Genomic DNA, 12532 nt, shown 5'->3' with positions numbered 1-12532 from the left:
AACTAGATGTCTCAAATCGAAAAGATCAAACAAGCCATTATGGCAGATTCGCAAAACAAAAGCTATACAGAGCAGGGGATAGAGCCTCTCTTTGCAGCGCCAAAGACAGCACGTATCAATATCGTCGGTCAAGCGCCTGGTCTAAAGACTCAGGAGGCAGGTCTTTATTGGAAAGATAAAAGTGGTGACCGCTTGCGAGACTGGCTCGGTGTTGATGAAGATACCTTTTACAATTCAGGGTTGTTTGCAGTTATTCCCATGGACTTTTATTTCCCAGGACATGGAAAATCAGGCGACCTTCCACCTCGTAAAGGCTTTGCCGAAAAATGGCACCCACAACTCCTCAAGGAATGTCCCAATATTGAATTGACCCTTTTGATTGGCCAGTATGCCCAAGCCTACTATTTACATGAGAAAATCAGTGGCAAGGTAACAGAGCGGGTAAAACACTACAAAGACTATTTGCCAGAATATTTTCCTCTAGTTCACCCTTCTCCTCGTAATCAAATCTGGATGGCTAAGAATCCTTGGTTTGAGTCAGAAGTGTTGCCAGATTTGAAAGCGTTGGTACAAAAGATTATTCATCAATAAAGGAGAAAAACTATGGATGCTTATCAACAAGTAGCTAATAAGTTGCAAGAGTTGGGAATTACCTTTGATGTGGTGGAGCACCCACCTGTATTTACGACAGAGCAGGCAGATAGCTATATTGAAGGAATGGAAGGAGTCCGGACTAAGTCCATGTTTTTGACCAATAGAAAGAAAACCCAGTACTATCTGCTCATCATGGACGACAAGAAACGATTGGATATGGATGACTTTAAAGTTCAAGTGGGAGCCGATCGGATTCGAATGGCCTCATTGGACTCCTTGGCTGAGAAAATGACCCTACCAGCAGGAACGGTATCACCTTTTGGTTTGTTAAATAATGAAGAAAAAGATATTCTAGTTTATTTTGATAAGGACATTGTATCGGAGGATATCATGACTTTCCATCCCAATACTAATGAAAAGACCATCTTTATCAAAAGCAAAGACTTGTTCCGATTTTTAGAGTCGATTGGATTTACCTATAAGTTTTTAACTTTGCGTTAAAGGCATCAAAAAGAAGAAATGATGAAAGAAATTGTTTTTGACAAATTCTACCAACTTTACCAGAAAGAATCCCTTTCTGTATTAGATGTGAGAGGAGTAGAAGAGTTGGACAATGAGCAGTTGCATTATGTCATTTGTAAATCAGGTATGAGATCAGCTTGTGCTTGCCAGTTCTTGGAGGAGCATGGATATAAGGCCATCAATGTTCAAGGTGGCATGACGGCCTTTGAAAATCTTTAAAATTTTGCATTTCTCTTACTTGGTGTGGACTAGGTAGGAGAAATTTGTTTTTAGATAATTCTTATTTTTAAAAATATTGAAAACATTCAATGATTAATTTTGGATACTTTTTTCAGAGTCTTAATCATGGTATACTAGGTCAGTATTTTAGAAATATGAAGGAGATTTTTATGGCTAAAAAAGGTGCCCTAACAGGCTTGCTCCTGTTTGGAATATTTTTTGGTGCGGGGAACTTGATTTTTCCGCCTTCTCTAGGTGCCCTATCTGGAGAACAGTTTCTTCCTGCCATCGCAGGTTTTGTATTTTCGGGTGTTGGGATTGCTGTCCTAACGCTCATCATCGGTACGCTCAATCCCAAAGGATACATTCATGAGATTTCTAAGAAAATCTCACCTTGGTTCGCGACTCTTTATCTTGCAGTCCTCTATCTATCGATTGGCCCATTCTTTGCTATCCCACGTACAGCAACAACAGCTTATGAGGTCGGCATCAGCCCCCTCTTGTCTGAAGCAAATAAAGGCCTAGGATTGATTATCTTTACCGTACTATACTTTGCAGCGGCCTATCTGATCTCGCTCAATCCTTCAAAGATTTTGGATCGAATCGGACGTATCTTGACCCCAGTCTTTGCCTTGTTGATCGTTATCTTGGTTGTACTAGGTGCCTTCAAATATGGTGGAACAAGTCCTCAAGTGGCTTCAGAAGCCTATCAATCTTCTGCTTTTGGGACAGGTTTCCTAGAAGGGTATAACACCTTGGATGCTCTTGCTTCAGTCGCCTTTAGTGTGATTGCTGTTCAAACCTTGAAACAACTTGGATTCTCCAGTAAGAAAGAGTACATTTCAACTATTTGGGTGGTTGGTATCGTTGTAACTCTTGCCTTTAGCGCTCTTTATATCGGTTTAGGATTCCTTGGAAATCATTTCCCAGTACCAGCAGAAGCGATGAAGGGTGGAACACCAGGTGTTTATATCTTGTCACAAGCAACTCAGGAAATCTTTGGTTCAACAGCTCAACTCTTCCTTGCTGTTATGGTAACTGTAACCTGCTTCACAACGACAGTTGGCTTGATTGTGTCGACAGCAGAGTTCTTTAACGGTCGTTTCCCACAAATCAGTTATAAGGTCTATGCCACTGCCTTTACCTTGATTGGATTTGCTATTGCAAATCTTGGTCTTGATGCAATTATTAAGTATTCAGTGCCAGTACTGGTAATCTTGTACCCAATCACCATCGCCATTGTGATGATTGTGATTGTTAATAAGTTTGTCGCCCTATCAAAACCAGGTATGCAGTTAACTATTGGGCTTGTTACAGCGATTGCTCTTGCAAGCGTCCTTGGAAGTTCCTTTAAGATTGAGTTTCTAGCAAATCTCGTCAATGCTCTTCCGTTTGCAGCTGCCTCTCTACCATGGTTGGTGCCAGCTATTATTGGAATTTTGCTTTCCTTGGTTTTACCAAACAAGCAAGAAAGCGATGTTTTTGAAATGGAATAAAAGAATCCTTGGCTTAAGCCAAGGATTTTTGCCTATATTCACTTTGGAGGATTAGTTAGTTTCTTCAGTGAATCCCATTTTCTCTAGTGCTTTTTTAGAGTTTGAGAAACTGACACGATTGCCGATACCAGAATATTCTTCAGGAAGTGCTTTTCTAAGTTCGCTAATGCTTGCAACTGAGAAATCAACTTCTAGATCTTGAACAACTTTTCCATCTTTGATTTCAATGGTTTGTTTAACACCTTTGAGTCCATTATAACCTTTGTACTTTTCTTCAATAAAACTCTTGACATCTTCTGGAGTTGCACCAAGGATTTCAGGATCTGCAACATTCTGAGCGGTTTGCTTGGTAACATTGTCGCCTTCTACAGTATAAACCAAGGTAGAAGTGATTCCAGGATTGCTTTTGTTGACAAAAGTATGTGTCTTGGCTGTTTCTTTCTTCTCAGAAGATTGTTCAGTGCTTTGCTTGGTCTCGCTTGACTGAGCAGTTTTATCTTCCTTGGCACTGTTACTAGTAGGTGCCGATGCCTGTTTAGAGCATCCCATTAGAATGAGCAAAGCAGCCGCAAGGGCAAGTGAGGTTTTAAAGTAAGATTTCATATCCTTTACTTTCCTTTCATAATTAAAGTATTTGTATTATAACATGGGTCCATAGTGAAATCAACTAGAAGGATAAGACCCTTTTCCAAAGGGATCCAGCTAGAAAAGTGATATAATGGTAGGAAGAGGTGAAGAAATGAATCAGACTATAAACTATATCAAAGAACTAACCGCTATTGCATCTCCAACAGGCTTTACTCGTGAGATTTCAGACTACCTAGTCCATATTTTAGAAGAGCTTGGTTACCAGCCGGTTCGCACAGCCAAGGGCGGTGTCAATGTGACCATTAAAGGTCAAAATGATGAACAACAACGCTATGTGACTGCCCACGTGGATACGCTGGGTGCTATTGTTCGTGCAGTCAAACCGGATGGTCGTCTCAAATTGGACCGTATCGGTGGTTTCCCTTGGAACATGATTGAAGGTGAGAATTGTACGGTTCATGTGGCTAGCACAGGTCAAACGGTATCAGGAACTATCCTCATACACCAGACTTCTTGCCATGTTTACAAAGATGCAGGAACTGCTGAACGCACACAGGACAATATGGAAGTGCGTTTGGATGCAAAAGTAACCAATGAAAAAGAAACCCGCGTCTTGGGCATCGAGGTTGGCGACTTTATCAGTTTTGACCCGAGAACTGTCGTGACAGAGGCTGGTTTTATCAAGTCCCGTCATTTGGATGACAAGGTCAGCGCAGCCATTTTGCTCAATCTCCTTCGAGTTTATAAAGAAGAAGGAATCGACTTGCCGATGACGACACATTTTGCCTTTTCAGTGTTTGAAGAAGTGGGTCATGGAGCTAATTCCAATATTCCTGCTCAGGTAGTAGAATATTTGGCTGTGGATATGGGAGCTATGGGCGATGATCAACAGACAGATGAGTATACAGTGTCTATCTGTGTCAAGGACGCTTCAGGTCCCTACCACTACGACTTCCGTCAACACTTAGTAGCTTTGGCGAAAGAGCAAGATATTCCATTTAAACTGGATATCTATCCATTTTATGGATCGGACGCTTCAGCAGCAATGTCAGCAGGAGCCGAGGTCAAACATGCCCTCCTTGGAGCTGGTATTGAGTCCAGTCACTCTTACGAACGAACACACATTGATTCAGTAGTGGCGACTGAGCGTATGGTTGATGCTTATCTTAAGAGCACATTGGTAGACTAATATGTGTTTGATTTGTCAAAGAATTGAATGGATCAAGGCAGGGGAAAATCCCTACTTTGTAAAAGAACTAGAAACAGGCTATGTTGTTATTGGAGACCACCAATACTTTAAGGGCTATACCTTATTTCTGGCAAAAGAGCATGTCACAGAACTCCACCATATGGAGACTTCTGTAAAACTTCGTTTTCTAGAGGAAATGAGTTTGGTTCAAGAAGCTGTTGCCAAAGCGTTTAAAGCTGAAAAGATGAACATCGAACTTCTAGGAAATGGAGATGCCCACGCTCACTGGCACCTCTTTCCAAGACGGTCAGGTGATATGAGGGGGCATGGATTGAATGGCCGTGGTCCAGTCTGGTGGGTACCCTGGGAAGAAATGGCGGCAGAAGATTGCCAAGTACAATCGCCAGAGCTGGAAGAGATGATTAAAACCTTATCTGATGAATTGGAGAAGTACTTGGTCTAAGAGAGGAAGCAAAAAATGAAAAAAAGATATGTCATTTTATCTGGTTTAATAGCAATAACCCTAGCAGCATGTTCTCAAGAAAAACCTAAAAATGAAGAAAATACTCAAAAAACAGAACAAACCAGTCAACCTGAGGGTACTGTAGGGAGCAAATCTCAAGCCTCTAGTCAGAAGAAGGCGGAGGTTGTGAATAAAGGAGACCACTATAGTATCCAAGGGAAATATGATGAAATCGTCGTAGCTAATAAGCACTATCCTTTGTCAAAAGACTACAATCCAGGAGAAAATCCAACAGCTAAAGCAGAGTTGCTGAAACTCATTGCAGCCATGCAAGCAGCTGGCTACCCAATCAGCGATCATTACAGTGGTTTTAGAAGTTATGAAACTCAAACCAAGCTTTATCAAGATTATGTGAATCAAGACGGTAAGGAAGCAGCAGATCGCTACTCAGCTCGCCCAGGTTATAGTGAACACCAAACGGGTCTTGCTTTTGACCTTATCGGGACAGATGGTGATTTAGTTACTGAAGAAAAGGCAGCCCAGTGGCTCTTGGATCATGCGGCTGACTATGGCTTTGTCGTTCGCTATCTAAAAGGCAAGGAAAAAGAGACTGGCTACATGGCAGAAGAATGGCATCTTCGATACGTTGGAAAAGAAGCCAAAGAAATTGCTGCAAGTGGTCTCAGTTTGGAAGAGTACTATGGCTTTGAAGGCGGAGATTATGTCGATTAAAAATGAAAGTTTTCTCTTGCATTTTTAGATAAATAGTGTATAATTGAAAGGTATGTGTAAAGCATACTTGTGGGAGGTAAAAATCTTACATTACCGCCAAAACCACAAAGGAGGATTTAAAAATGGCTAAAAAAGTCGAAAAACTTGTAAAATTGCAAATCCCTGCTGGTAAAGCTACACCAGCTCCACCAGTTGGACCTGCTCTTGGTCAAGCTGGTATCAACATCATGGGATTCACAAAAGAGTTCAACGCTCGTACAGCTGACCAAGCTGGTATGATCATTCCAGTTGTTATCTCAGTATACGAAGATAAATCATTTACTTTCATCACTAAAACACCGCCAGCTGCTGTTCTTTTGAAAAAAGCTGCAGGTGTTGAAAAAGGATCAGGTACACCTAACAAAACTAAAGTTGCTACAGTTACTCGTGCACAAGTACAAGAAATTGCAGAAACTAAGATGCCAGATTTGAACGCAGCAAACATTGAGTCTGCAATGCGTATGATCGAAGGTACTGCTCGTTCTATGGGATTCACTGTTGTTGACTAATCAATAACATAGTAGAAAATCTCACAGCGGTCTATTAGTTGCTTTTCATACTAGGCAAGAGACTGAAGCTTGTACTTGAGTACAGCAAAGGAACTTAACGAAGTAGGAAAAGAAAATTAATAGACTGAATACCCGCAAGACTTCATCATTTCGAGAAGTGACGTGGGAGATGAAAATCGATTGAACCACTTACAAGGAGAATAGAAAATGGCTAAAAAAAGCAAACAACTTCGTGCTGCTCTTGAGAAAATCGACAGCACAAAAGCATACAGTGTAGAAGAAGCTGTAGCACTTGCAAAAGAAACTAACTTTGCAAAATTTGACGCAACTGTAGAAGTTGCTTACAACTTGAACATCGACGTTAAAAAAGCTGACCAACAAATCCGTGGCGCAATGGTATTGCCAAACGGTACTGGTAAAACTTCACGCGTTCTTGTTTTCGCACGTGGTGCAAAAGCTGAAGAAGCAAAAGCTGCTGGTGCAGACTTTGTTGGTGAAGATGACCTTGTTGCGAAAATCAACGACGGTTGGTTGGACTTCGACGTAGTTATCGCTACACCTGACATGATGGCTCTTGTTGGACGTCTTGGACGTGTCCTTGGACCACGTAACTTGATGCCAAACCCTAAAACTGGTACAGTAACAATGGATGTTGCTAAAGCAGTTGAAGAGTCTAAAGGTGGTAAAATCACTTACCGTGCTGACCGTGCAGGTAACGTTCAAGCAATCATCGGTAAAGTATCATTTGAAGCTGAAAAATTGGTTGAAAACTTTAAAGCTTTCAACGAAACAATCCAAAAAGCAAAACCAGCTACAGCTAAAGGAACTTACGTAACAAACTTGACAATCACAACTACTCAAGGTGTTGGTATCAAGGTTGACGTAAACTCACTTTAATTAACAAATTTTTAAAAACGAGTACGAATGTGCTCGTTTTTTTGATGATAAGTTCATTCCTGGGGAAATAAGGCCATTAATAGCCTGATGGAGCAAGAGAATAGTGCTTTTCCTCTTCTTCTTTCACAGAAAATATGGTATAATAGAGAGTAAAAAACTTTGAAAGAAAGAAAAAGATGAATTTAAAAGATTATATCGCAACGATTGAAAATTATCCCAAGGAAGGCATCACCTTCCGTGATATCAGCCCATTGATGGCAGATGGAAATGCTTATAGCTATGCTGTTCGTGAAATTGTTCAGTATGCAACGGATAAGAAAATCGACATGATCGTGGGTCCAGAGGCTCGCGGATTTATTGTTGGCTGCCCAGTTGCTTTTGAGTTGGGAATTGGCTTTGCACCCGTTCGTAAACCAGGGAAATTGCCGCGTGAAGTCATTTCTGCTGACTATGAAAAAGAGTACGGTATTGATACCTTGACCATGCATGCTGATGCGATCAAACCAGGTCAACGTGTTCTCATTGTAGATGATCTTTTGGCAACAGGTGGAACTGTCAAAGCTACGATTGAGATGATTGAAAGACTTGGTGGAGTTGTAGCAGGTTGTGCTTTCTTGATTGAGCTGGATGAACTTAAAGGCCGTGAAAAAATCGGAGATTACGATTACAAGGTACTTATGCATTATTAATGAAAAACAGTCCTTGGGGCTGTTTTCTCTTCATCTGCTATATAAATTAACTATAGCTAGTTAGAGAAAAACTATAATTGAAAACTATATCTTCATACAGTATAATAAAGGGAAGAAGTATTTGGAGGTTTTTACTTTCAAACAGACAACATCATTCCCGAAATAGAGAACTGTTAGGAGGGTATTATGCCGATTCGAATTGATAAAAAATTACCAGCTGTGGAGATTTTAAGGACAGAAAATATCTTTGTTATGGACTACCAAAGGGCCGCTCATCAGGATATTCGCCCCTTGAAGATTTTGATTTTAAATCTCATGCCTCAAAAAATGGTAACAGAAACGCAACTCTTACGGCATTTGGCTAATACCCCTTTGCAATTGGATATTGATTTCTTATATATGGAAACACATCGTTCCAAGACAACTCGTGCCGAACATATGGAAACCTTCTATAAGACCTTTCCAGAGGTCAAGGATGACTTTTTTGATGGAATGATTATCACAGGAGCACCAGTGGAGCATTTGCCTTTTGAGGAGGTGGATTACTGGGAAGAATTCAAACAGGTCATCGAATGGTCCAAGACACATGTTTTTTCTACCCTGCATATCTGTTGGGGTGCCCAAGCAGGTCTTTATGCTCGCTATGGAGTTGAAAAGCATCAGATGGCTCAGAAATTGTCAGGCATTTACCCGCAGGACACCTTGAAAGAGGGCCATCTTCTCTTTCGTGGTTTTGATGATAGCTATGTAGCTCCCCATTCTCGTCATACAGAAATCTATAAGGAGGAAATTTTAGGAAAAACCAATCTGGAAATCCTCTCTGAGGGAGAACAAGTCGGCGTTTCTATTTTAGCCAGTCGGGATCTTCGTGAGATTTATAGTTTTGGTCATTTAGAATATGACCGTGATACTCTAGCAAAAGAGTATTTTCGTGATTGTGAGGCAGGACTTAATCCTCACATTCCAGAAAATTACTTCAAAAATGATGATGTGAATGAGAAACCGTGTCTTTGTTGGTCTTCATCAGCTGCCCTCTTTTTCAGTAATTGGGTTAACTATGCTGTTTATCAGGAAACCCCCTTTGACTGGAAAAAGGTAGAGGATGACGCAGCTTCATTTGGATATTTATAAGAGGAATTATGACATATTTTGACGCTTTTAAATCAGGGAACTTGGTTTTGCCAAGTGCCCTGCTCTTGCATTTTAAGGAACTTTTTCCTTCCAGTGATGATTTTCTCGTCTGGCAATTTTTCTATCTACAAAATACATCTGCTTTGGATGAGCTATCGCCAAGCCAAATTGCAGAAACTATTGGAAAAGAACTTGCAGATGTCAACCAATCCATTTCAAACTTGACTGAAAATGGTTTGCTACAATATCGAACGATTGAACTAAATGGGGAAATTGAGCTTATTTTTGATGCTAGTTTGGCTTTTGAACGCTTGGATAGCTTGTTAGATAGCCAAACTCCAGCTACAACTGCCCCAAATCCGCAAAATCAATTGAAGGATCTGGTTGAGACTTTTCAGCAGGAATTGGGACGCTTGCTAACGCCGTTTGAAATCGAAGATCTTTCTAAGACAGTAAAAGAAGATGGGATCAAGGCGGATTTGATCAAGGAAGCTCTTCGAGAGGCCGTTCTAAATGGCAAACCAAACTGGAAATATATTCAAGCTATTCTTCGGAATTGGCGCCATGAAGGCATTCAGTCTGTGGCCCAGGTGGAGGCCAAACGAGCAGAGCGAGAAGCGAACAATCCCAAACAAGTTCAGGCTTCGGCTGATTTCCTTGATGCCATGAATTTGTGGCAAGAGTAGCCGCTTGAAAAATCTTGTAAATTAGAGTAAGATTTGCAAGCTCCTTATAAATATGATAAAATAATAGAAAATAAAATGAAAAAAGAGGTATGTGAAATGTCACGTAAACCATTTATCGCTGGTAACTGGAAAATGAACAAAAATCCAGAAGAAGCAAAAGCATTCGTTGAAGCCGTTGCCTCAAAACTTCCTTCATCAGACCTTGTTGAAGCAGGTATCGCAGCTCCAGCTCTTGATTTGACAGCTGTTCTTGCTGCTGCTAAAGGTTCAAACCTTAAAGTTGCTGCTCAAAACTGCTACTTTGAAAATGCAGGTGCTTTCACTGGTGAAACTAGCCCACAAGTTTTGAAAGAAATCGGTACTGACTACGTTGTTATCGGTCACTCAGAACGTCGTGACTACTTCCATGAAACTGACGAAGATATCAATAAAAAAGCAAAAGCAATCTTTGCAAACGGTATGCTTCCAATCATCTGTTGTGGTGAGTCGCTTGAAACTTACGAAGCTGGTAAAGCTGCTGAATTTGTAGGTGCTCAAGTATCAGCTGCATTGGCTGGATTGACAGCTGAACAAGTTGCTGCATCAGTTATCGCTTATGAGCCAATCTGGGCAATCGGTACTGGTAAATCAGCTTCACAAGACGACGCACAAAAAATGTGTAAAGTTGTTCGTGACGTTGTAGCGGCTGACTTTGGTCAAGAAGTTGCTGACAAAGTTCGTGTTCAATACGGTGGTTCAGTTAAACCTGAGAACGTTGCTTCATACATGGCTTGCCCAGACGTTGACGGTGCCCTTGTTGGTGGTGCGTCACTTGAAGCTGAAAGCTTCTTGGCATTGCTTGACTTTGTAAAATAATCTAGTTTTTTCCAGACAGACAGTCAAAAGTACCAGGCAACTTTGACTGCCTGTCTTGTTTTTACTTGGAGTATTCTTGTGAAAGAGGAATTTTTCTGGTCTAGGAAAGTTCCTTAGGGAAGGAAAGGCGTGCGGATGCGCGCTCTTTTCTGTATCAAAAAGTTATGAAAGGGGGAGTTATGCTCTATATTTGGTCTTATTTGAAAAAATATCCCAAGTGGTTATTCTTGGATTTCTTTGGAGCGGTTTTCTTTGTTATCGTCAATCTTGGACTACCGACTGTTCTAGCTCGGATGATTGATGAAGGTGTGAATAAAGGGAATGAACAGCAATTGTATGTTTGGGCGGCAATCACGCTGGTGATTATCCTATGTGGAACCTTGGGGCGTATAGTCTTAGCCTATGCTGCTAGTAAGCTGACGACCAATATGGTCAAGGATATGAGGGATGATCTCTATGCCAAACTACAAGAGTATTCTCATCATGAATATGAAAAGATAGGAGTATCTTCACTGGTTACTCGTATCACCAGTGATGCCTTTGTTCTCATGCAGTTTGCAGAACAGACCTTAAAACTGGGTGTCATCACTCCCATGATGATGCTGTCTAGTATCTTAATGATCTTTTTGACCAGCCCGTCATTAGCCTGGATAGTGGCTTTTGCAGTACCTTTCTTGGCTGTGGTGGTCATTTATGTAGCTGTTAAAACTCGTCCTTTATCAGAGAAACAGCAGAAAACTTTGGACAAAATCAATCAATACGCTCGTGAAAATCTGATGGGGCTTCGTGTCATTCGTGCCTTTGCCCGTGAGGAGTTTCAAGAGGAACGCTTTGCAGGACAAAATGCAGTCTATGCAGCTAATTCTAATCGTCTGTTTAAACTAACTGGCTTGACGGAACCCTTGTTTGTTCAGATTATCATTGCTATGATAGTAGCTATTGTCTGGTTCGCTCTGGATCCTATCAAACAAGGAAGCTTGCAAATTGGGGACCTAGTAGCCTTTATCGAATATAGTTTTCACGCCCTATTGTCCTTCCTTTTCCTATCCAATCTCTTCACCATGTACCCTCGTACAGCCGTTTCGAGTGAACGTTTGAAAGAAGTTATGGATATGCCGATCTCTATTGATCCCAATGAAGGAGGCGTTAGAGAGACAGCAACCCACGGCTATTTGGAATTTGAAAATGTCACATTTGCCTATCCTGGTGAGACGGAAAATCCTGTTTTGCATAATATTTCTTTCAGTGCTAAACCAGGTGAAACCATTGCCTTTATCGGATCGACCGGATCGGGCAAGTCCTCTCTTGTGCAATTGATTCCTCGTTTTTACGATGTCACGCTTGGGAAAATCAAGGTTGATGGTGTTGATGTGAGGGATTACCGTCTCAAGTCTCTCCGTCAAAAGATTGGATTTATCCCGCAGAAGGCCTTGCTCTTTACAGGAACTATCGCTGAAAATATCCGCTATGGGAAGGAAGATGCTAGTTACAAAGACCTACATCAGGCAGCGGACGTGGCGCAAGCCAAAGATTTTATCGAAAGCCGAGAAGAAGGCTTTGCGACTCATCTAGCTGAAGGTGGAAGCAATCTTTCTGGGGGACAGAAACAACGTCTCTCAATTGCCCGAGCGGTTATAAAGAATCCTGATATCTATATTTTTGACGATTCCTTCTCAGCCTTGGATTATCGCACGGATGCTATTTTACGCCGTCGTCTCAAGGAAGTAACACAGAATGCTACGGTTTTAATCGTCGCTCAACGTGTCGGAACCATCATGGATGCGGATCAGATTATCGTTCTTGATAAGGGAGAAATCGTGGGTCGCGGTCGACATGAGGAATTGATGGAGACTAATGACATCTATCGTGAGATTGCTGAGTCGCAGTTGAAAAATGCATCGCTAACAGAAGAATAGGAGGAAA

General features: G+C 41.3%; 15 protein-coding genes. 14 read left to right on the top strand and 1 reads right to left on the bottom strand.

All coding sequences use genetic code 11. The features are described from left to right. Nucleotides 1-6 precede the first annotated feature (6 nt). The 4 genes from D8804_RS03905 (at nt 7) to brnQ (ending at nt 2831) form a co-directional block, all read left to right on the top strand. Entirely contained in the window at nt 7-591 is a 585-nt protein-coding gene (locus D8804_RS03905) for a uracil-DNA glycosylase family protein (protein ID WP_125398900.1), read from the top strand. Between the two features lie 12 nt (nt 592-603). Beyond that, a complete protein-coding gene (locus tag D8804_RS03900) occupies nt 604-1095 on the top strand; it encodes a prolyl-tRNA synthetase associated domain-containing protein (protein WP_125398899.1) in 492 nt (163 codons plus the stop codon). Nucleotides 1096-1116: 21 nt separating this feature from the next. Beyond that, nucleotides 1117-1335, top strand: a complete 219-nt coding sequence (locus D8804_RS03895; protein WP_125398959.1) for a rhodanese-like domain-containing protein — start codon at nt 1117-1119, stop codon at nt 1333-1335. Nucleotides 1336-1505: 170 nt separating this feature from the next. Beyond that, the gene (gene brnQ, locus D8804_RS03890) at nt 1506-2831 is read left to right on the top strand and encodes a branched-chain amino acid transport system II carrier protein (RefSeq protein WP_185774024.1); all 1326 of its coding nucleotides are present in this window, start codon (nt 1506-1508) and stop codon (nt 2829-2831) included. 51 nt (nt 2832-2882) lie between these two features. On the opposite strand, the gene D8804_RS03885 is transcribed toward brnQ, so the two are convergent. Then, a complete protein-coding gene (locus D8804_RS03885; protein WP_125398897.1) occupies nt 2883-3434 on the bottom strand; it encodes a DUF1307 domain-containing protein in 552 nt (183 codons plus the stop codon). A 136-nt stretch (nt 3435-3570) separates the two neighbouring features. On the opposite strand from D8804_RS03885, the gene D8804_RS03880 reads away from it, so the two are divergent. The 10 genes from D8804_RS03880 (at nt 3571) to D8804_RS03835 (ending at nt 12525) form a co-directional block, all read left to right on the top strand. After that, entirely contained in the window at nt 3571-4608 is a 1038-nt protein-coding gene (locus tag D8804_RS03880; protein ID WP_125398896.1) for a M42 family metallopeptidase, read from the top strand. A gap of 1 nt (nt 4609) precedes the next feature. Further along, the gene (locus D8804_RS03875) at nt 4610-5071 is read left to right on the top strand and encodes an HIT family protein (protein WP_125398895.1); all 462 of its coding nucleotides are present in this window, start codon (nt 4610-4612) and stop codon (nt 5069-5071) included. A gap of 15 nt (nt 5072-5086) precedes the next feature. Next, nucleotides 5087-5803: an LD-carboxypeptidase LdcB/DacB gene (ldcB, locus tag D8804_RS03870; RefSeq protein ID WP_125398894.1), complete on the top strand. Its 717-nt coding sequence runs from the start codon at nt 5087-5089 to the stop codon at nt 5801-5803. Between the two features lie 122 nt (nt 5804-5925). Beyond that, complete coding sequence (gene rplK / locus D8804_RS03865) at nt 5926-6351, top strand: 50S ribosomal protein L11 (protein ID WP_001085806.1); 426 nt, start codon at nt 5926-5928, stop codon at nt 6349-6351. A gap of 207 nt (nt 6352-6558) precedes the next feature. Then, nucleotides 6559-7248, top strand: coding sequence for a 50S ribosomal protein L1 (gene rplA / locus D8804_RS03860; protein WP_001085675.1), 690 nt, complete (start codon nt 6559-6561; stop codon nt 7246-7248). A gap of 176 nt (nt 7249-7424) precedes the next feature. Continuing rightward, nucleotides 7425-7937, top strand: coding sequence for an adenine phosphoribosyltransferase (locus D8804_RS03855; protein WP_001049316.1), 513 nt, complete (start codon nt 7425-7427; stop codon nt 7935-7937). A 186-nt stretch (nt 7938-8123) separates the two neighbouring features. Further along, nucleotides 8124-9068, top strand: a complete 945-nt coding sequence (gene metA / locus D8804_RS03850) for a homoserine O-acetyltransferase MetA (RefSeq protein ID WP_125398893.1) — start codon at nt 8124-8126, stop codon at nt 9066-9068. Nucleotides 9069-9076: 8 nt separating this feature from the next. Further along, nucleotides 9077-9754 carry a DnaD domain-containing protein gene (locus tag D8804_RS03845; RefSeq protein ID WP_084946351.1) on the top strand — a complete coding sequence of 226 codons (678 nt, stop codon included), beginning with the start codon at nt 9077-9079 and terminating at the stop codon, nt 9752-9754. Between the two features lie 96 nt (nt 9755-9850). Continuing rightward, nucleotides 9851-10609 carry a triose-phosphate isomerase gene (gene tpiA / locus D8804_RS03840; protein ID WP_000087891.1) on the top strand — a complete coding sequence of 253 codons (759 nt, stop codon included), beginning with the start codon at nt 9851-9853 and terminating at the stop codon, nt 10607-10609. Between the two features lie 179 nt (nt 10610-10788). Beyond that, nucleotides 10789-12525, top strand: coding sequence for an ABC transporter ATP-binding protein (locus D8804_RS03835; RefSeq protein WP_125398892.1), 1737 nt, complete (start codon nt 10789-10791; stop codon nt 12523-12525). Nucleotides 12526-12532: the final 7 nt, after the last annotated feature.

The sequence above is a fragment of the Streptococcus oralis genome, from assembly GCF_003944215.1.
Taxonomy (GTDB): Bacteria; Bacillota; Bacilli; order Lactobacillales; family Streptococcaceae; genus Streptococcus; species Streptococcus oralis_BI.
Note: the sequence above shows the minus strand (reverse complement) of the source record. Positions and strands in the feature narration are given on the sequence as shown.